General features: G+C 66.2%; 17 protein-coding genes and 3 tRNA genes. 3 read left to right on the forward strand and 17 right to left on the reverse strand.

The features are described 5' to 3' along the window. Positions 1 to 68: 68 nt before the first annotated feature. The gene (locus AC5RV3_RS03545) at positions 69 to 1,103 is read right to left on the reverse strand and encodes an LCP family protein (RefSeq protein WP_494120924.1); all 1,035 of its coding nucleotides are present in this window, start codon (positions 1,101 to 1,103) and stop codon (positions 69 to 71) included. Between the two features lie 134 nt (positions 1,104 to 1,237). On the opposite strand from AC5RV3_RS03545, the gene AC5RV3_RS03550 reads away from it, so the two are divergent. Further along, a complete protein-coding gene (locus tag AC5RV3_RS03550; protein WP_494120925.1) occupies positions 1,238 to 1,717 on the forward strand; it encodes a DUF3515 domain-containing protein in 480 nt (159 codons plus the stop codon). A gap of 8 nt (positions 1,718 to 1,725) precedes the next feature. Here AC5RV3_RS03550 and AC5RV3_RS03555 read toward each other — a convergent pair whose 3' ends face one another. The 6 genes from AC5RV3_RS03555 to leuC all read right to left on the reverse strand — a co-directional run bounded on the left by AC5RV3_RS03555 (position 1,726) and on the right by leuC (position 8,319). After that, on the reverse strand, positions 1,726 to 2,862 hold the full coding sequence (locus AC5RV3_RS03555) for a D-alanine--D-alanine ligase family protein (protein WP_494121027.1): 1,137 nt from the start codon (positions 2,860 to 2,862) through the stop codon (positions 1,726 to 1,728). An 11-nt stretch (positions 2,863 to 2,873) separates the two neighbouring features. Further along, positions 2,874 to 3,908 (reverse strand): NAD(P)H-dependent glycerol-3-phosphate dehydrogenase, encoded by a 1,035-nt coding sequence (locus AC5RV3_RS03560; RefSeq protein WP_494111312.1) that lies wholly within the window; start codon positions 3,906 to 3,908, stop codon positions 2,874 to 2,876. Further along, positions 3,905 to 4,690: a lysophospholipid acyltransferase family protein gene (locus AC5RV3_RS03565; protein WP_494111311.1), complete on the reverse strand. Its 786-nt coding sequence runs from the start codon at positions 4,688 to 4,690 to the stop codon at positions 3,905 to 3,907. Before AC5RV3_RS03565 ends, AC5RV3_RS03560 begins: the two co-directional genes overlap by 4 nt. A 6-nt stretch (positions 4,691 to 4,696) precedes the next feature. Beyond that, positions 4,697 to 6,013, reverse strand: a complete 1,317-nt coding sequence (gene murA, locus AC5RV3_RS03570; RefSeq protein ID WP_494111310.1) for a UDP-N-acetylglucosamine 1-carboxyvinyltransferase — start codon at positions 6,011 to 6,013, stop codon at positions 4,697 to 4,699. A gap of 224 nt (positions 6,014 to 6,237) precedes the next feature. After that, on the reverse strand, positions 6,238 to 6,837 hold the full coding sequence (gene leuD, locus AC5RV3_RS03575; RefSeq protein ID WP_494108536.1) for a 3-isopropylmalate dehydratase small subunit: 600 nt from the start codon (positions 6,835 to 6,837) through the stop codon (positions 6,238 to 6,240). 15 nt (positions 6,838 to 6,852) lie between these two features. Then, complete coding sequence (gene leuC, locus AC5RV3_RS03580) at positions 6,853 to 8,319, reverse strand: 3-isopropylmalate dehydratase large subunit (protein ID WP_494120926.1); 1,467 nt, start codon at positions 8,317 to 8,319, stop codon at positions 6,853 to 6,855. A gap of 148 nt (positions 8,320 to 8,467) precedes the next feature. On the opposite strand from leuC, the gene AC5RV3_RS03585 reads away from it, so the two are divergent. After that, entirely contained in the window at positions 8,468 to 9,187 is a 720-nt protein-coding gene (locus AC5RV3_RS03585) for an IclR family transcriptional regulator (RefSeq protein WP_494108538.1), read from the forward strand. A 4-nt stretch (positions 9,188 to 9,191) separates the two neighbouring features. Here AC5RV3_RS03585 and AC5RV3_RS03590 read toward each other — a convergent pair whose 3' ends face one another. The 10 genes from AC5RV3_RS03590 to AC5RV3_RS03635 form a co-directional block, all read right to left on the reverse strand. Next, the gene (locus AC5RV3_RS03590) at positions 9,192 to 10,211 is read right to left on the reverse strand and encodes a thiamine-phosphate kinase (RefSeq protein WP_494120927.1); all 1,020 of its coding nucleotides are present in this window, start codon (positions 10,209 to 10,211) and stop codon (positions 9,192 to 9,194) included. A 45-nt stretch (positions 10,212 to 10,256) separates the two neighbouring features. Continuing rightward, positions 10,257 to 11,867, reverse strand: coding sequence for a GTPase (locus tag AC5RV3_RS03595; RefSeq protein WP_494120928.1), 1,611 nt, complete (start codon positions 11,865 to 11,867; stop codon positions 10,257 to 10,259). Further along, positions 11,864 to 13,591 carry a dynamin family protein gene (locus AC5RV3_RS03600; protein WP_494121028.1) on the reverse strand — a complete coding sequence of 576 codons (1,728 nt, stop codon included), beginning with the start codon at positions 13,589 to 13,591 and terminating at the stop codon, positions 11,864 to 11,866. Before AC5RV3_RS03600 ends, AC5RV3_RS03595 begins: the two co-directional genes overlap by 4 nt. A 171-nt stretch (positions 13,592 to 13,762) precedes the next feature. Further along, positions 13,763 to 13,838, reverse strand: a tRNA-Glu gene (locus AC5RV3_RS03605). Positions 13,839 to 13,888: 50 nt separating this feature from the next. Further along, positions 13,889 to 13,961 (reverse strand) — tRNA-Glu (locus AC5RV3_RS03610). A 63-nt stretch (positions 13,962 to 14,024) separates the two neighbouring features. Further along, a tRNA-Gln gene (locus AC5RV3_RS03615) sits at positions 14,025 to 14,096 on the reverse strand. Between the two features lie 143 nt (positions 14,097 to 14,239). Then, entirely contained in the window at positions 14,240 to 15,739 is a 1,500-nt protein-coding gene (gene gltX, locus AC5RV3_RS03620; protein ID WP_494120929.1) for a glutamate--tRNA ligase, read from the reverse strand. A gap of 56 nt (positions 15,740 to 15,795) precedes the next feature. Next, the gene (locus AC5RV3_RS03625; RefSeq protein WP_494120930.1) at positions 15,796 to 15,996 is read right to left on the reverse strand and encodes a hypothetical protein; all 201 of its coding nucleotides are present in this window, start codon (positions 15,994 to 15,996) and stop codon (positions 15,796 to 15,798) included. Positions 15,997 to 16,000: 4 nt separating this feature from the next. Continuing rightward, positions 16,001 to 16,774 carry a fumarylacetoacetate hydrolase family protein gene (locus AC5RV3_RS03630; RefSeq protein WP_494120931.1) on the reverse strand — a complete coding sequence of 258 codons (774 nt, stop codon included), beginning with the start codon at positions 16,772 to 16,774 and terminating at the stop codon, positions 16,001 to 16,003. A gap of 63 nt (positions 16,775 to 16,837) precedes the next feature. After that, positions 16,838 to 17,629: an MBL fold metallo-hydrolase gene (locus AC5RV3_RS03635; protein WP_494120932.1), complete on the reverse strand. Its 792-nt coding sequence runs from the start codon at positions 17,627 to 17,629 to the stop codon at positions 16,838 to 16,840. A gap of 215 nt (positions 17,630 to 17,844) precedes the next feature. Here AC5RV3_RS03635 and AC5RV3_RS03640 point away from each other — a divergent pair, with 215 nt between their 5' ends. Beyond that, positions 17,845 to 18,243: a DUF7793 family protein gene (locus AC5RV3_RS03640; protein ID WP_494120933.1), complete on the forward strand. Its 399-nt coding sequence runs from the start codon at positions 17,845 to 17,847 to the stop codon at positions 18,241 to 18,243. Positions 18,244 to 18,284 lie beyond the last annotated feature (41 nt).

Raw genomic sequence — 18,284 nt, forward strand, 5'->3', positions numbered from 1 at the left:
CCTTCGGCGTTACCTGAGCCTACCGCAGCCGGCTCAGCTCACCGGCGAACGACGGCCACCTCGTGCCCTCACTCAAGGTCCGCGGTACTCAGGTATTCGCGGAGGCTGTCGTTCTGCAGTGCACCGGCAATCTCGGCGATGGCCGCTTCGTCCGGCAGGACGATCGACTGGCCGTCGGCCGAGGTGCCGGTGCCCAGAGTCGGAAGGGTGAACATCTGGACGTCGCTTGAACGCACGTCTCGAAGTGAAAAACTTAGGAACCCTGCGGCCATGGCGTCAAATTCACTGTCAACGCTGACGAACGGGGAAAAATCGTCGACGACCTCGATGATGCGCAGAGGGTTTGTCAGTGTCTCCGCCGTCAGGAGCTCGGACATCAGGGCCCTGACGAAGAGCTGTTGGTTGCGGACGCGTTGATAGTCGCCGTCGCTGAATGCTTTCCGCTCCCGCACAAAGGACAGGGCAGACTCGCCGTCGAGAGTCTGTGTGCCGGCCGGGAAGAACTCCCCGGTCGACCCGGTCGCCGAGAAGGCCGCCGGATTATCGATCTCCACCCCCCCCAAGGCATCGGTCAGTTCCTTGAACCCTGAGAAGTCGATGATCGCGACGTGGTCGATGCGGGCCTCAAACAGCCCTTCGATGGTTTCGACGACGAGCGGTACACCGCCAAAAGCCATGGCGGCGTTGATCTTGTGCGCCCCGTGACCCGGAATGTCCACCCAGGTATCCCGCATGATCGACATGACGTAGACGTTCCCCCGATTCTCAGGGATATGCATCAGCATCATGGTGTCGAACCGGCTGCCACCCAAGGTCTCGGTCAGATTCTGTTCACCGGTGGCCGGGCCATCCGAACCCATCAGAAGAATATTGACCGTCTTATCGTTCGGGTCTTTCTCCGCCCGATTGTCCGGAAAGGCTGATTCAATCGTCTGGGACTTGCTGTTGAAGGAATTAGCCAAGTTGAACAAGTAGCCACCTCCGACGATCGCCGCGACAACAACGATGCCCACCAGGGTGAAGAAGATGGTTCGAAGGGAATTTTTTTTCCGCTCGCGGCGCTGCCGCCGCGGGCGGTAGTCATTGTCGTACTCAGCGGTCAAAGGGGTCACTTCCTAGGGAGAGGCTACCTAAAGGATAAACCCAGGGGCCGTGTCCCCCCCTGCAGGATCCCTCTGGGCGTGGCTGCGGTCACTGCCACACCAGCGTGCCGCAATGACCGGGATACGCTAGCAGTATGACCCGCGCCTACCCCCGACGCCGCCGTTTTGCTGTCCTTTTATCGCTCGGGTTCCTGGGAAGCCTCACGGCGTGCTCGCCGGTTGTTAATGTTGACGCGGCTCCGGACGCGGCAAACCCAGGATGCGCACCGATGATGGTCATCCTCCCGCAGTACGTCGCCGATTTCCCGCGCCGTGAGACGAGCAGCCAGGCGACAGCCGCGTGGGGAGACCCTTCCCAGGTGATCCTGCGGTGCGGGGTGCAGGTTCCCGGTCCTACGACGGACCAATGCGTCTCGGTCGACGACGTCGACTGGGTGCTGCGCGAAGGTGAGAACGGCTACTGGACGGCCACAACCTACGGGCGCACGCCTGCCACGGAACTGATTTTCAAGCCCGACGACGTAGCCGAGAGCAGCGTGTTAATGGACCTCTCGCCGGCTGCGGCTGAGATTCCCCAGGAACGGGAGTGCCTGAGCATTTCCGACGTCCTGTAGCCGGCCGCTTAACGGAGACCTGTCTTGCGGTTGAGCGCCAGGTACAGCAGTTCGTCGATCAACTCGGTGTAAGGCAGCCCGGACTTCGCCCACATCTGCGGGTACATGCTGATGGGCGTAAACCCCGGCATGGTGTTGATCTCATTGATAACGAGCTCGCCGTCCGGCGTGTAGAAGAAGTCAACCCGGGAGAGCCCTTCTCCCCCGAGCGCGTCGAATGCCTGCGCGGCGAGTTCGCGCACCTTCTCCGTGGCGTCAGCGGGCAGATCCGCCGGGCAGCTGAGGGCCGCCGCCGTACCGTCCAGGTATTTCGCTTCGAAATCGTAAAACTGATGCCCGCCGGGCTGGACGGCGATTTCCCCGGGCAGGCTGGTGCGGGTTGGTTCCACTCCCCGGCCCTGCAGCACCGCTACTTCAATTTCGCGGCCGATGATGCCGGCTTCGACAACAACCTTGGGATCGTGTTCCCGGGCAGCCTCCACGGCGGCGCGGAGGCCACCCGGCTCGGCGACCCTGGTGATGCCCATGGAAGAACCGGCCCGGGCCGGCTTGACGAAGACCGGGAACTGAAGCGTGCCCAGGCGTTCGAGCGCCGCTTCCGGGTCCTGCCGCCACTGACGGTCCGTGATGACCTGATAGGGGCCGACGTGGAGGCCGGCAGATTCGAAGACCACTTTCATATAGTGCTTGTCCATGCCGACGGCAGAGGCCAGCACGCCGGCGCCGACGTATCGGACATCGGCCATTTCCAGCAGTCCCTGAAGCGTACCGTCCTCGCCAAACGGCCCATGCAGCAGCGGCAGCACCACGTCCACGTTCCCCAGGCTCTGCGGTACCTGCGCGGCCGGCGCGACCATGAGTTCCGGCGTGTCCCGCCTGCTGGCCAGCATCACAGGTTCGGCGGACGTACTGATCTCCGGCATTTTTCCCGAGGCAAGCGACCATTGGGCCGGATCATCGGCGACCTGGACCCACTGGCCGTTGCGCGCAATCCCGATGGGAACGACGTCGTACTTGTCCTTGTCGATGGCCCCGAGAACGCCGGCCGCGGTGACGCAGCTCACGGAATGTTCGCTGGACCGCCCGCCGAAAAGGACGGCGACGCGGGGTTTGCGGCCCGGAGCCGGAGCCTTCGCGGTGGGCATGGTTTCGTCGTTCACTGGAGTTCACCTTCGGATTTGAGTTCACGGGTCAACAAGCGTGGCGCCAGCGCCTCAACGGAAACCTGCCCCTCCAAGACGGCGACCACTGCCTCGGTGATCGGCATGTCCACGCCCACCTTGGTGGCCAGATCCAGCACGGCGCGGCCGGACTTGATGCCTTCGGCTGTTTGGGTCATTCGTTCCGTCACTTGGTCGAGGGTCAGGCCTTCGCCCAGGAGCCGTCCGGCTGTATGGTTGCGCGACAGCGGCGACGCGCAGGTAGCGACGAGGTCGCCGAGCCCCGCCAGCCCGGCCATCGTCTGGACCTCGCCCCCGAGGGCAAGGGTGAGCCTGGTGGTCTCGGCCAGTCCGCGGGTGATGACCGTGGCCTTGGTGTTGTCGCCCATGCCCTTGCCGTCACAGATTCCCACGCAGAGGGCAATGATGTTCTTGACGATGCCGCCGATCTCCACCCCCGTAACGTCCGAATTCGTGTAGGGGCGGAAATAGCTCGCCGTGCACAGCCGCGCAATCCACTGCGCGGTGTCGTCGTCCGTGCAGGCCACCACCGAGGCCGTCGGCTCCTTGCGCGCAATCTCGAGCGCCAGGTTGGGGCCGGAAATGACGGCTACGTGGTCGTCGGACAGTCCGAGCTCCTCCTTGATGACTTCGCTCATGCGGGCATCGGTACCCCGCTCCAGTCCCTTCATGAGCGAGACAACCACTGCCTCCGGATCGAGCAGCGGCTTCCAGGAAGCCAGTTGCGGCCGGAGGGTCTGGGCGGGAACCGCCAGTACCACCAGCGGCGCGCCATGGAGGACTTTGGCTACGTCTTCCGAAGCGACGATGTTCTCCGGCAGCACGATGTCCTGCAGGTACTTCGCATTCCGGTGCGTGGAATTGATTTCCGCGGCCACTTCGGCGCGCCGGGCCCAAAGCCTGACCTCGACCTCGGGATGGGCGTCCGCGACTACCTTGGCAAAGGTGGTGCCCCAGCTTCCTGCTCCGAGAACTGCGATGTTGGCAGGCAGGTCGGGGCGTGCGGTCACAACTTCTCCTCGGGCGGTAGCTCTTCTGTGTGCACCGGCTCGCCGGACCCAAAGTCCCGGCCAATGGCGCTTTGACCGTGAGCAGAAGGATCCCAGCGGACGGCAGGCGCTTCCTCGCCGCGTACTTCGGCCAGCAGCGCCGTGATGCTGTCCATAATCCTATTCGTTGCGGCCTCGAGAACTGTCCTGGTGATCGGCAAGCCGCTGAATTCGCTCAGGTCCACCGGAGGTCCGGCCGTGACGCGGGCCGTTTTGCGCGGGAAAAGGCTCGGCTTCTTCGCATAGCGGGGCAACAGCTCGTTGGCACCCCAGTGCGCCACCGGAATGATGGGTGCGCCGGTCTGCAGCGCGAGCCTTGCCGCCCCGGTGCGCCCGCGCATCGGCCACAGATCCGGATCCCGCGTCAGCGTCCCCTCGGGGTAGATGATCACGGCACCGCCTTCATCGAGCACCTCGCGCGAGACGTCCAAGGAACGGTTTGCGCCTGAGCTGCTTCGCTCCACCGGTATCTGCCGGGCCGCCGTCAACAGCTGCCCGACGACGGGAATCTTGAACAGCGAGGCCTTCGCCAGGAAATGCGGAAGGGCGCCCTGGTTGTAGACGTAATGGCCGACCACCAGCGGATCGATCTCCGTGTTGTGGTTCGGACAGACGATGAATCCCCGGTCCTTGGGAAAATTCTCCATCCCCGTCCAGTTGCGCCGGAGCGCCAGGTTCAGGAACGGCCGGACAACGCCGGCGAGGACACCGATGACCACCCGCTCTTTGGAGTCTGCTCCCATGGCCGCCTACTCGACGTCGAAATCCGCGCCGAGGCCCTCCAGCTTTGACTGGAAGCGTTCGTATCCACGGTTGATGAGTTCGATGCCGGTGACGCGGGAGGTTCCTGCCGCCGCCAAGGCGGCGATCAGGTGGCTGAATCCGCCGCGCAGGTCGGGGATGTCAATTTCGGCACCGGAAAGCTGGGTGGGTCCCGAGATCACGGCAGAATGGAGGAAGTTCCGCTGCCCGAAGCGGCACGGAATGCTGCCGAGGCATTCGCGGTGCACCTGGATGTTCGCGCCCATTCGAATCAAGGCCTCGGTAAATCCGAACCGGTTTTCGTAGACGGTCTCGTGCACGATCGAGACGCCTTCGGCTTGCGTCAGGGCAACGACCAGGGGCTGCTGCCAGTCCGTCATGAAACCGGGGTGGACGTCGGTCTCGAGCACCAGCGGGGACAAGCTCCCGCCCGGGTGGTAGAAGCGGATGCCGTCGTCGTCGATGTCGAACGCCCCGCCGATCTTGCGGTAGGTGTTCAGGAAGGCGGTGAGATCGCCCTGATGGGCCCCTTCGACGTAGATGTCTCCCTGCGTCACCAGAGCCGCGGAAGCCCATGACGCGGCTTCGTTGCGGTCGGGCAGCGCGCGATGGTTGAAGCCGGCCAGTTCGGTGACGCCCTCGATACGGATGACACGGTCGGTCTGGACTGAAATGATGGCGCCCATCTTCTGCAGCACGGCGATCAGGTCCATGATCTCCGGCTCGATGGCGGCGCCGCTCAGTTCCGTGATGCCTTCGGCGCGGGTTGCGGTCAGGAGAACCTGTTCGGTGGCGCCCACGCTGGGATACGGCAGCGTAAGCTTGGCGCCCTTCAATCCCCTGGGTGCGGAGATGGCAATGCCACCGGGCCGCTTGTCCACGATCGCGCCGAACTGGCGCAGCACGTCGAGATGGTAGTCGATGGGCCGGTCGCCGATCCGGCAACCGCCCAGGTCGGGGATGAAGGCTTCGCCGATCGCGTGGATCAGGGGCCCGCAGAAGAGGATCGGAATGCGGGAATCGCCGGCGTGGGCGTCGATGTCCTTCATGTGGGCTGTCTTGACGTTGGTGGGGTCAAGCGTCAGGTCACCGGTCACCGCGTCCTTGGACACCTCGACGCCGTGCAGGCGGAGCAGGCTGGTGACGATCTCCACGTCCCTGATTTCGGGCACATTCCGCAGGACCGAGGCGTTGCCGCCGAGCAAGGACGCGACCATCGCTTTGGGAACCAGGTTCTTGGCACCGCGGACGGACACCTTCCCCGCCAACGGAACGCCACCACGAATGGTCAAAACACTTGCCATGAATACCTGTTTCCTCAAGCTAGTTTAGCGCCGAACTGCGCCAAGGCCTCAGCTAAGCATATTGGCAATCCGTGACCACTCTGAAATAAACGGGGTGCGAGTCCGGCGCTTTCCCTCCTGCCGGCCGGTGCCTTGCATGATGCAGTCGCAGGTGCAAATCGGCGCCGCCGACGGAGCCGGAACGGTTCCCTCGACGGCGCCGATTCGGGGCAGGGCGCGTGTCCTCAGACTTTGGCCGGCAGGGTCTTCGGCTTCCAGGATGGCCGGGTGGCCTCGTAGGTGGTGATTTCCGCCTCATGCTTCAGGGTCAACCCGATATCGTCCAGACCTTCGAGCAGCCGCCAGCGGGTGTAGTCGTCGATCTCGAACGGGGCGGTGATGGTTCCGCAGATGGCGGTCTTCGACTCCAGGTCCACCGTGATTTCGGTGCCCGGGTGGTTCTCCAGTTCCTTCCAGATCAGCTCGATGTCATCCTGGGCGACTTCGGCAGCCAGCAGGCCCTGCTTGCCGGAGTTTCCCCGGAAGATGTCGGCGAACCGGGAGGAGAGCACAACACGGAACCCGTAGTCCTTCAGCGCCCAGACAGCGTGTTCGCGCGAGGAACCGGTACCGAAATCCGGGCCGGCCACGAGGACGGACCCGCGGTTGAACGGCTCCTGGTTGAGAATGAAGTCCTCGTGCTTGCGCCACGCCGCGAAGAGGGCATCTTCGAAGCCTGTCCGGGTGATCCGTTTGAGGTACACCGCCGGGATGATCTGGTCGGTGTCCACGTTGGATTGCCGCAGCGGGACGCCGATGCCGGTATGAGTGGTGAACTTCTCCATGATTCTTCAGGCTCCTTAAGCAGCAGGCCGCGATACGGCGTCGTTGTTGACCGGTCCCAGGTCCGACGGCGAACTCAGCGTGCCCCGGACTGCGGTGGCCGCCGCCACGACCGGCGATACCAGGTGCGTTCGTCCGCCCTTGCCCTGCCGGCCCTCGAAGTTCCGGTTGGACGTGGACGCGCAGCGCTCCCCCGGTGCCAACTGGTCCGGGTTCATGCCCAGGCACATGGAGCAGCCGGCGAACCGCCACTCGGCGCCGAACTCCTTGAACACCTTGTCCAGACCTTCGGCTTCTGCTTCCAGCCGGACGCGGGCGGATCCGGGGACCACCATCATGCGCACGTTCGGTGCCTTCTGCCGGCCGCGGATGATGTCCGCCGCGATGCGCAGGTCCTCGATCCGGCTGTTGGTGCAGGAGCCCAAAAAGACGGTGTCGACCTGGATGTCCTTCATGCGGGTGCCGGCTTCGAGACCCATGTACGTCAGCGCGCGTTCGGCCGCGGCCTTGGCGTTTTCGTCGGCGAAGTCGTCGGGCGAGGGCACGGCTTCCGACAGGGAAACGCCCTGTCCGGGGTTGGTCCCCCAGGTGACGAACGGCTCCAGCGTGTTGGCGTCCAGGAACACCTCGGCGTCGAATTCGGCGTCGTCGTCGGTCCGCAGGGTCTGCCAGTTTTCGACGGCGGCGTCCCAGTCGGCACCCTCCGGGGCGTGGGGGCGGCCCTTGAGGTAGTCGAAGGTGGTCTGGTCCGGCGCCACCATGCCGGCGCGGGCGCCCGCCTCGATGGACATGTTGCAGATGGTCATCCGGGCTTCCATGCTCAGTGCCCGGATGGCGGAGCCACGGTACTCCAGCACATAGCCCTGGCCGCCGCCGGTTCCGATCTTGGCGATGACCGCCAGGATGATGTCCTTGGCGGTGACGCCGGGGCGCAGCGTGCCCTCGACGTTGATGGCCATCGTCTTGAACGGCTTCAGCGACAGCGTCTGCGTCGCCATGACGTGCTCTACTTCGGAGGTCCCGATGCCGAAAGCCAGCGCCCCGAACGCGCCGTGGGTGGAGGTATGCGAGTCCCCGCACACCACGGTCATGCCCGGCTGGGTGAGTCCCAGCTGGGGACCCACCACGTGCACGATCCCCTGCTCGGCGTCGCCGAGCGAGTGCAGGCGGACCCCGAATTCCCGGCAGTTGGTGCGCAGCGTTTCAATCTGGGTGCGGCTGGTGGGATCGGCGATGGGCTTGTCGATATCCAGCGTCGGGGTGTTGTGGTCCTCGGTCGCGATGGTCAGGTCCGGCCTGCGCAGCCTGCGCCCCGCCAGGCGCAGGCCCTCGAAAGCCTGCGGCGACGTGACCTCGTGCACCAGGTGAAGGTCGATAAAGAGGAGGTCGGGCTGGCGCGCCGCGCCTTCACCTTCGCCGCGGCGCACGACGTGTGCATCCCAGACTTTTTCGGCGAGCGTCTTGCCCGCAGTGTTACCGGCCATGGCCAGATCTCCTCCATCATTACCAACGCAGGCTTATCCTCCCGCCGGGAGGCCCGCACTAAGTGTGTGCTTTAACTCTTCCAGTGCGGCCGCTCTCCCGCCAGTCAATCGACTTGCATCTCACATATTGAGATGGGAGTATCAACTTATGGACAATCCAAGCGGTGTCGGCGTCATCGACAAGGCGGCCATGGTGCTGGACACCCTGGAGGCCGGGCCTACTTCCCTGGCGCAATTGGTTGCCGCCACCGGGCTGGCCCGGCCCACCGTCCACCGCCTCGCCCTGGCGCTGGTCCACCACCGGCTGGTCAGCCGCGACATGCAAGGCAGGTTCGTCCTGGGCAGCAGGCTGGTGGAGTTGGCCGCGGCCGCGGGCGAAGACCGGCTCATAGCCGCTGCCGGCCCGGTGCTCATGAACCTCCGCGATGCCACGGGTGAAAGCGCCCAGGTCTTCCGCCGGCAGGGCGATTCGCGGGTATGCGTCGCCTCGGCCGAACGGCCGATCGGGTTGCGGGACACCATTCCGGTGGGGACGCAGCTTTCGATGAAGGCCGGCTCCGCCGCCCAGGTCCTGCTGGCGTGGGAAGACCACGAGAGGCTGCTCGAAGGGCTCCATGGGGCGCGTTTCACCCCGACGGTCCTCGCCGGCGTGCGCCGCCGCGGCTGGGGCCAGAGCCTGGGCGAACGCGAACCCGGCGTGGCGTCTGTTTCCGCCCCGGTCCGCGGTCCGTCCGGGCGGGTCATTGCCGCCGTGTCCATCTCCGGGCCGATCGAACGGCTCACGCGGCAACCCGGCCGGCTCCATGCCGAGGTGGTCTGCAACGCGGCCGCGCAACTGACCGAAGCCTTAAAGAAGACCAACGACTAGCGGTTCAGCCCCTGAAGTGGTCCCATCCCCGGACCTGTGCGGGGCTGCCGTCGAGGGTCACATGAGCCGACCCGCTGCCGCTGACCACTCCGATGGCGGCGAAGCCCTCCGGCAGGGCTTGTGCGGCGGGGAAGGTACAGAGCAGGCCGTGGTCTTCGCCGCCACCGAGGACCCAGTCCATGGGGTCCACACCCAACAGCGCCGCCGCCTCGTCCAGCGGTGCGCAAAAGTGCCGCAACTGTCCTGAGTCCAGGTCCACCGCGACACGGCTGGCGCGTGCCAACCGGGAGGCATCGCGGAGCAGGCCATCCGAGATGTCCATCATGGCGGTGGCGCCGGATTCTGCCGCAGCCGGGCCGGCGCTCAGCGGAGGCATGGGCCGGGACTGGGTCGCAGCCAGCGCCTGCAGGGAAGCCTGGGCCTTGTCGCTGAAATGCGTGCTTTCGAGCAGGCTTAATCCAGCCGCCGCCCGCCCGAGCGTCCCCGCCACGGCGACGACATCGCCGGGACGCGCACCGCCGCGCAGTACGGGGCGGCGGCCTTCGAGATCCCCGGTAACGGCAGCCGTGACCACCAGCGCCTCGCCGCGCCCAAGATCACCGCCGACGACGGAGCACCGGTCCGCACCCAGTTTGCGTATGGCATCGGCCACGCCGTCGGCCAGGCTCTCGACCCACGCCACCGGCGTCGCCCCGGGCAGGGTCAGGCTGATGACCATGGACGTTGGCACGGCCCCCATGGCGTTGATGTCGGAGAGGTTCTGAGCCACGGATTTCCACCCGACGTCGTAGCCCGTCGTCCGGTAGCCGGAGGGCCACTCAAGCCGGAAGTCCTGATCCTGTACCAACGTGTCGATCGAGATGACGGTCCGGGCATCGGGTGCGTCGATAACGGCAGCATCATCGCCTGGGCCGACCGGGACGTCGGCGGGGCCGAGCCGGGGGAAAATCCTGTCCAGAAGCGACCCTTCGTCCAGATCGTTGACAGTCAGTTCAGCGGCCAATCTTTGCGTTCTCCTTGTCATCGAGTGTGTTGTCGGGGCCGATGGCCCTGCGGCTTCCTGCGGACGTCATTCCCCGGACGCCTTCAGCACTGCCTGTCTGAATTCCCGGTGCCGGGCCACCGCCTCTTCGACAGGACGTACCACCCGCTCTTCCGCCACCCGCGCAACAGCGTCCCGGAGCCGCCGTCGTGCCTTCGAGGCGCGGGCGCGGGCAACGGAACGTGCGACCAGGCCGGATGCCAGCGCCAGCACCACCCCGGCGAGGATCCCGGCGGTCAGCAACAAGGTCGGCACCGGGAATCCTTCGACCGTTGGTGTCTCGGGCACCACGAACTGGAGGTACCCCAGGGCCGCGATGCCCAGGAGCCAGAGCGCTCCGGCCAAGGCGGCCGCGAGGGCGAGCCACTGGAGCAGCCCAAAGACCGGCCACCACCACGACGCACGGTCGGAGCGCAGGTCCGTGCCCACCAGGGCCTGGTCCAAGTCGTCCGGGAGTGTCTCCTCCGAGGACCGTGCTGCCCTCCGGATGGCCGCGCGCCATGGGGCGCCGGCGCCTTCACCGGCGCGGTCCGCGAACTGCCGGATGGCCTTGTCGGCCTGGGCCTGCTGGGCGGGGCCCGGCGCCGGCATCGACGAGCGGTTGAGCAGCGGATTGACGTCCTTGCGGTCCAGGTTGAGCCGCTTGAGCGGATCACGGCGCAGTTTTCCGAGCCAGCGGACCACCGGCCACCCGGTCCGGGCATGCGCCCTCCGCCGGTACGAGGCCCCCACGGCGTCGCTGATCGCATCCACTCCTGACGCCTGGGCCAGCTGCTCGGCCAAGATGCTCCTGGCTGCCTTGCTGACGCCGGCCGGCTCCGCCTCGGGTTCAACGTCCAGGGCCTGGGCTGCCTTTCTGACGTCGGCGAGCAGCCGCTCCGCTGCGGCCTGCCGCTTGTCGGCGAAGGCCGTGATTGCTGCCGTCAGCTCCTCAAGGCCGGTTCCCGTCGTGGCGGAGACGGGATAAACATCCACCCGGCCGAGACCGTCACGCAGCAAAATCTCCCTCAGCGAACCCAAGACCGGTTGCAGCTGTCCCTCGGCCAGCCGGTCCACCTGGTTCAGCACCACCAACGTCACCGCATCGTGGGAGGCCAACGGCCGCAGGAACCCATGGTGCACGGCTGCATCGGCGTACTTCTGCGGGTCCAGCACCCAGACCAGTACGTCGACCTGGCCGACGAACCGTTGCACAATGGCGCGATGCTCGACGGCGGTGGAATCAAAGTCCGGCAGGTCCAGCAGGATCAGGCCGCCGTGCCCGGTGAACGACCCGTCGTCCAAAACGTGCCGGTTGGCCACCTGCAGCCAGTCCAGCAGCGGTTCGCTGCCGGCGGTTCCCCAAATTCCCGCCAACGCTTCCGACGTGGTGGGACGACGTGCCGCCACGGTGGCGTGGTGCGTCCCGGATACGGCGTTGAAGAGGGAGGATTTTCCGCTGCCCGTCGCACCAAAAAACCCCACCACGGTGTGCTCGGCAGACAGGGAGCGGCGGGTGCTGGCCCGTTCCAGGACTTCGTTGATGGGCGCGAGTTCCGCTTCCGGCAGCACGCCCGCGGCGAGCCCGGCGGCTGTGTTTAAGGCATCCAGCCGTGTCTGCAACAGGGACGTTTCGGGCTGCCCCCGGTGGCGGCTCAATCCGACGCTCCCGTGTCCGTCTGGGCTCCCAAGGCCCGCAGCTGCTGTGCCAGTCCGCGCAGGGGCCTTGCCTGCGGCACGTCCGGGATTCGGGACAGGAAGCGCTCCGCTTCGGCGTGCATGAGCCTGCGCGTGCGCTCCTGCAGCTCGGCGCGGGCCTTGCGCGCCAGCCGGCGCACGGCGTCCTCGCCGAAGACCGCTTCCAGCAGCTTCTGGCCCACGACGGCCGTTCCGCCCGCCACGCCGATTTCCAAACCGGTCAGCCCGCCGGTGGCCGCGAAAATTACCACCATCAGGGCCACCCCGAGGCCGTTTACTCCGAAGGAGAGCATCCGTGCGGTGAAGCGCTTGCTTTCGCCCTCGCTGCGGATCAATTCCAGCAGGTCTGCCTGCCACGCCCGGATTTCACGCGCTACTTCATCCGCAAAGCCCGCGCTGGGGGTCGACAGGTCCTCCCGTCCGAGCAGGCCCTGTCCGGCCGGGTCCGCCCGCCAGCGCGTGTCGGCCTCCTCGGCGCCGGCGGCCGCTGCCTCGACGACGACGGCCTGCAGGCCGGACTCGATGGCTTCCTCGACTTCGACGGAGGGAGCGGGTTTGCCGGAAAAGAACGCGCCGATCCGGTCCCGCAGCAGGCCTATCCCGCTCTCGATGCCACGGAAGAATTCGCCGGTGCCGACAAAGTCCTGCCACCGCGCCAATACCTCGCCCCTGAGGAGGGTGCCGTCCTCCGTAGCCGCGAGAGCCCGCGTGGTCGCCGCCTCGTAGGCGTCTTCCACGACCTTGCGCAGTCTCCGGCCGGCGGCATGCTGGTCGTCCGCGGCATCGGCGACCGCCCCGACCGTTGTGGCCAATGAGCGCACCGCCCCGCCGAGGGTGCGGCGGGCAATGTCGGCGCGGCCGGACGCGTCAGCGGCGAGTTCCTGGAGCCACGCCCGGAGGGGATCGACGGCGCCGGCCGGCAGCATGCCCTGGTCGTCCAGCTTGGACTCGAGGATGACAAACAGCCGGGCCGCTGCGAGGCCCTGCCGCTGCAGCAGGCCGGCCAGGTCGGCGCGCACCTCACGCTCAATTTCTTCCGGTACCCGGTCCAGGACGACCGCCACTTCGATGTCCCGTCGCGCGGCGTCCAGGAGCAGCGCCCACGGCACGGCGTCGGCGTACCGGTTGGCGGTGGTGACGAAGATCCACAAATCGGCGGCGGCCAGCAGTTGTCCGGCCAGTCGCCGGTTCTCGTCGGCAATCGAATCGATATCCGGTGCATCGAGCAACGCTATGCCCGCAGGAATGCTGCCGTCGGCGAGCAACACCAGCGAGGTTCCCGCCGGTTCGCCCGCGGGCTCCGGATTGTAGGCTTGCCTGTCGGCAGCGTCCGTCGCCAGTGTTCCGGTGATTCTGCTGAGGCCGGGCAGGATCCGCCGTTCCGCGAACCATGCCCCGTCGCTCGGATGGTGCAGCAGGACGGGTTGGCGCGTGGTGGGCCGAATCGCTCCGGCACGGGTGGCCGGAAAGCCCGCCACCGCGTTCACGAGCGTTGATTTCCCGGCGCCGGTGGATCCTCCCACCACGGCCAACAGCGGCGCTTCCAGGGTGCGGTAGCGGGGCAGAATGTAGTCGTCCAGCTGGGCAATGGCGGCCGCGATTGTTCCGCGGGCTGCGGCTGCACCGGGAACGTCCAGCGGCAACTGGCTCGCTTCAAGCGAGCCGCGGCTTTGTTCCAGGAGCATGACGGCCGCTGCCGCTCCCCTGTCTTCGCCCTCGGGCAACCTGCTCGTCACGTTTTCTATCATGCCAGCAGGAGCCGTCAACCTCGCCAAGGCGGGCCGTAGGCATGACGCATGACGATTCTCCGGGCATGCAAAAAGCCGGTCCTGGACGGGATGTCCGGGACCGGCTGTTGGTGACCCCAGCGGGATTCGAACCCGCGTTACCGCCGTGAGAGGGCGGCGTACTAGGCCGCTATACGATGGGGCCGCATAGCTTGCACAGTTGAAGGCCTGCACTGCCTTGTCCTTGGCGGACCGTGACCCCAGCGGGATTCGAACCCGCGTTACCGCCGTGAGAGGGCGGCGTACTAGGCCGCTATACGATGGGGCCGTAGGTTTGTTTGGAGTTTGCGCTCCGCACAATCCAGTCTCCGCCGTGGCGGAGACTGTAGCGCTGGGATACCAGGACTCGAACCTAGAATGACGGTACCAGAAACCGTTGTGTTGCCAATTACACCATATCCCAATGGCACTTTCGGAGCCGTTGGAAACGGGCTCTCGCCCATTCCTTAGCGCCTCAGCACGAGTAATTACTTTACCGGATGCCTGCTCGAAAGTGCAAAACGAGCAACGCGCGGCGGCTGGACCGTGCGTCGTTCGGGCCCGCGGTCAGCCGCGGAAGGCCTTGATGCGCGCCAGGGAGGAGTCCTTGCCCAGGATCACCATGGATTCGAAAAGCGGCGGCGAAATCCGACGGCCGGAGACGGCGGTGCGCACCGGCCCGAAGGCCAGCCGCGGCTTAAGCCCCAAGCCCTCGACCAAGGCCGACCGCAAGGCTGCCTGGATGTTCTCTGCCGTCCACTCCTGGAGGGGTTCCAGCGCGGCCAGCGCGGCGTCCAAGGCTTCCGTCAGGTTCTCGGGCAGGCCCTTGCGCGCATCGTCGGCGATATCGATCTCGTTGTCGTTCTTGAAGAGGAACGCCACCATCTCGGGCGCCTCGCCCAGCAAGGTGATGCGCTCCTGGATCAGCGGTGCGGCGTCGGCGAGGATCATCTGCTCGCGTTCCGTCAACGACTCCCCGACCAGGCCGGCGTGCTGCAGGTAGGGGATCAACCGGAGCTTGAAGTCGCCGGGTTCAAGCAAGCGCACATGGGTCCCGTTGATCGCCTCGGCCTTCTTCAGGTCGAAGCGCGCCGGGTTGGCCAGGACGTCGTGGATGTCGAAGGCTTCCACCATTTGGTCGATGGTGAAAATGTCCTCGTCGGCGGACAGCGACCAGCCCAACAGGGAGAGATAGTTGAGGAGGCCCTCGCGGATGAAACCGCGTTCCCGGTGCAGGAACAGGTTGGACTCGGGGTCCCGCTTGGAAAGCTTCTTGTTTCCCTGGCCCATCACGTACGGGAGATGGCCGAACAGCGGCATATAGCGGGCCACCCCGACGTCCACCAGCGCCCGGTAGAGCGCGATCTGGCGGGGAGTCGAGGACAGCAGGTCCTCGCCGCGGAGAACGTGGGTGATGCCCATCAGCGCGTCGTCCACGGGGTTGACCAGCGTGTAGAGCGGCTTGCCATTGGCACGGACGACGGCGAAGTCCGGCACGCTGCCGGCCTTGAAGGTGATCTCCCCGCGCACCAGGTCGGTGAAGGTGATGTCCTCGTCCGGCATCCGGACCCGCAGCACCGGTTCGCGTCCTTGGGCCTTGAACGCGGCGATCTGGTCCCGCGTCAGCTCCCGGTCGAAGTTGTCGTAGCCCAGCTTTGCGTCGCGGCCGGCGGCCTTGTGCCGGGCCTCGACTTCTTCCGGGGTGGAATAGGACTCGTAGAGGTGGCCGGCTTCCTTGAGCTTCGTGATGACGTCCTGGTAGATATCGCCGCGCTGGGACTGGCGGTACGGTTCATGCGGTCCGCCGACCTCCACGCCCTCGTCCCACGTGATGCCCAGCCACTTCAGCGCCTCCAGCAACTGCTGGTAGCTTTCCTCGCTGTCGCGGGCGGCATCCGTGTCCTCGATCCGGAACACCATGGTGCCGCCGGTGTGCCGGGCGTAGGCCCAGTTGAACAGGGCAGTCCGGATCAGTCCTACGTGCGGCGTGCCCGTGGGAGACGGGCAGAAGCGCACACGGACAGGAGTTTCGTCGTCGACAGTGGGGATGGCAGCAGCAGTAGTCATGATGTGCTCCAGTTTAGTCTGCCAAGCCACTGCCCCTTGCCGAGCCGGAAGCCCGGCTACTTCTTGCGTGGCTTCTTCCGGCGCCATCCGGCGGTGTATCGGTAGAGGTAATAGAGCGCCAACAGGATGCCTACCGCCAGAAACGTCCCCGCCAGCCAGTCCGGGCCGCCCCAATAGTGGGTGGCCCGGGCTGCTACGGAAAACGTGGTCAGCGATCCGAGCGCAAAGACACCGAAGGAGCGGCGGCGTGCTGGCATGGGATCAGCGGCGGGCCGTGTTGGAGAGCGTGCCGATGCCCTCGATCTCGACCTCGTAGCGCTGGCCGGATTCGATGGTGCCGACGCCGGAGGGGGTGCCGGTCATAATGACGTCGCCCGGGAGCAGGGTGAAGGCCTGGGAGGCGTAGGACACCAGTTCCTTGACGCCCCAGATCATCTGCGAGGTATTGCCGTCCTGCTTCAGTTCGCCGTCGAGCCGGCCGCGGATGGCGAGGCCTTCCGTGTCCAGTTCGGTCTCGATCCACGGACCGAGCGGGGCGGAGCCGTCGAATCCCTTGGCGCGGGCCCACTGGTTGTCCGTGCGCTGCGCATCCCGGGCGGTCAGGTCGTTGCCGCAGGTGTAGCCGAAGATAACCTCGTCCACGCGCTCTACCGGCACGTCCTTGCAGATCCGGCCGATGATCACGCAGAGCTCGGCTTCGTAGGAGACTTCGTCGGAGAATTCGGGCAGGACGAGCGGTTCGTTCGGGCCGATGACCGAGGTGTTGGGCTTGAGGAACATCAGCGGGGCGACCGGCGTCTCGTTGCCCATTTCCTGGATGTGGTCTGCATAGTTGCGGCCGATGCCGATCACCTTGCTGCGCGGAATGATCGGGGCGAGCAGCCGCACGTCCTCGAGCTTGTGCTGGGCACCCGTGGGCTGGATGCCGTTGAAGAACGGGTCGCCGGCGATGACGGTGACCTGTTCGCTCCCCTCCTCGCCTTCGACGATGCCGTACTGGGGGTCGGATTCAAGGACAAACCGGGCTATGCGCATGGGTTTAGCCTACTGGTTTCCGGCCCGTGGATTTCAAACGGGACACGTCCACACCTGCACAACTCAGCCGCGCAGGTAGTCAAGCTGAGCGGCGACGGAGGATTCGGCGGCGAGGCGGACGGCGGGGTCGATGTCGGCGTAGACATGGTCCGTGACCGCATCGATGGTCGCGTCGGCGCCGAGGTGCTCCAGGGCGGCGCGGATCTGGTCCAGGCGCAGGCGGCGGTGGCTGGCGTACTCGCGGCAGATGGCGGACAGATCTGGGAGCGTGCCGCCGTGCGCCGGCAATACCTTCGCCGGACCGAGGCGTTCCAGTCGGGCCAGCGAATCCAGGTACGGGCCAAGCCTGCCGTCCGGGTAGGCGATGATGGTGGTGCCGCGGCCCAGGATGGTGTCGCCGGTGAGCACCGAGCCGTGTGGTCCGTCGTCGGGAAGATGGAAGCTCACCGAATCCGCGGTGTGGCCAGGAGTGGCGAGCACACGGATCTCGACGCCACCCGCCCGAATCACCTCGCCGTCCCCCAGCGGTTCGCCGCCATGACAGAGTGCTTCGTCCAAGGCACGCACCGGGGCGCCGGTCAGCTCATGAAAGCGCTCGCTCGCTTCGGTGTGGTCGATGTGGTGGTGGGTAATCAGGACCAGTTCCACCTCTCCCGCCGCCGCCAGCTCGGCCAGATGCGTCTCGTCCAGCGGCCCGGGATCGACAACGACCGCTCCCCTGTTCCCCGGGGCGGCGATCACGAAGGACTGGGTGCCGTCCAGACTCATCGGACCCGGGTTGGGGGCGAGCCGGTACCGGGTCAGCTCACTGCTGCGGACAAGGGAGGGGTTCTGTTCAGCGGTCACAGGATTCATCCTCGCATTCCCCGCCCGGAGCCGCAGGTCGACGGCGCGGGGCGGCAGGCACCACCGTCGTCATTTCCGCCGGAAGGAAGGCATCCGTTCACATTTGCCGGCCTGTACCGGTGGCTTGACGATGTTGGCTAAGCTAAGGCACCTGCAGTCCGGCCAACGGCGGCCGGACGAGGGTTGGGCGATGCGCACATCTTCCCAGCCGGATGGGGGGATCAGTGCTGGAGAAAGTTGATTCAACATACGACGTGCAACTGGGCGGGGATGGCCTCCTGGTGCTGACTGTCCGAGGCGGCCTCAGCGTCGGTGCAGAGCTCGCGCAGCACGTTGTCGACCACCTCTTCCAAGTGGCCGGAGACCGGCAGGTGTCGGTGCTGTTGAAAATGGCCGGCGTGCGCTGGGTGACTCCGGAGGCGCGGATGATCGCCGATACCTTCACGCCGGCCGTCGCCTTGGCAGTGCTAGGCAACGGGGCGGTGGACCGGGTGCTCGCCAGCTTCTTTGTGCGCATCTTCGCCCACGATGACTTCCCGGCCCGCTATTTCGACGACGAGTCCGAAGCGCGGGCGTGGCTGGCGGCGCATGCCGGACGCACGGCCACCGTGGAGATGGAATAAGTCCGAGCGGCAGTGGGGTTGCCCTTGATGGAACCATTGCA

It is taken from the genome of Arthrobacter sp. Y3221114 (assembly GCF_059092625.1).

What these genes read in the sequence shown, in the direction of transcription:
- AC5RV3_RS03550 (WP_494120925.1), top strand. Translation starts at nt 1,238, where the DNA reads ATGACCCGCGCCTACCCCCGACGCCGCCGTTTTGCTGTCCTTTTATCG.
- AC5RV3_RS03590 (WP_494120927.1), bottom strand. Translation starts at nt 10,211, where the DNA reads ATGACAAGGAGAACGCAAAGATTGGCCGCTGAACTGACTGTCAACGAT.
- gltX (WP_494120929.1), bottom strand. Translation starts at nt 15,739, where the DNA reads ATGACTACTGCTGCTGCCATCCCCACTGTCGACGACGAAACTCCTGTC.
- leuD (WP_494108536.1), bottom strand. Translation starts at nt 6,837, where the DNA reads ATGGAGAAGTTCACCACTCATACCGGCATCGGCGTCCCGCTGCGGCAA.
- AC5RV3_RS03565 (WP_494111311.1), bottom strand. Translation starts at nt 4,690, where the DNA reads ATGGGAGCAGACTCCAAAGAGCGGGTGGTCATCGGTGTCCTCGCCGGC.
- murA (WP_494111310.1), bottom strand. Translation starts at nt 6,013, where the DNA reads ATGGCAAGTGTTTTGACCATTCGTGGTGGCGTTCCGTTGGCGGGGAAG.
- AC5RV3_RS03630 (WP_494120931.1), bottom strand. Translation starts at nt 16,774, where the DNA reads ATGCGCATAGCCCGGTTTGTCCTTGAATCCGACCCCCAGTACGGCATC.
- AC5RV3_RS03555 (WP_494121027.1), bottom strand. Translation starts at nt 2,862, where the DNA reads ATGCCCACCGCGAAGGCTCCGGCTCCGGGCCGCAAACCCCGCGTCGCC.
- AC5RV3_RS03600 (WP_494121028.1), bottom strand. Translation starts at nt 13,591, where the DNA reads ATGCTCCTGGAACAAAGCCGCGGCTCGCTTGAAGCGAGCCAGTTGCCG.
- AC5RV3_RS03585 (WP_494108538.1), top strand. Translation starts at nt 8,468, where the DNA reads ATGGACAATCCAAGCGGTGTCGGCGTCATCGACAAGGCGGCCATGGTG.
- leuC (WP_494120926.1), bottom strand. Translation starts at nt 8,319, where the DNA reads ATGGCCGGTAACACTGCGGGCAAGACGCTCGCCGAAAAAGTCTGGGAT.
- AC5RV3_RS03625 (WP_494120930.1), bottom strand. Translation starts at nt 15,996, where the DNA reads ATGCCAGCACGCCGCCGCTCCTTCGGTGTCTTTGCGCTCGGATCGCTG.
- AC5RV3_RS03635 (WP_494120932.1), bottom strand. Translation starts at nt 17,629, where the DNA reads ATGAATCCTGTGACCGCTGAACAGAACCCCTCCCTTGTCCGCAGCAGT.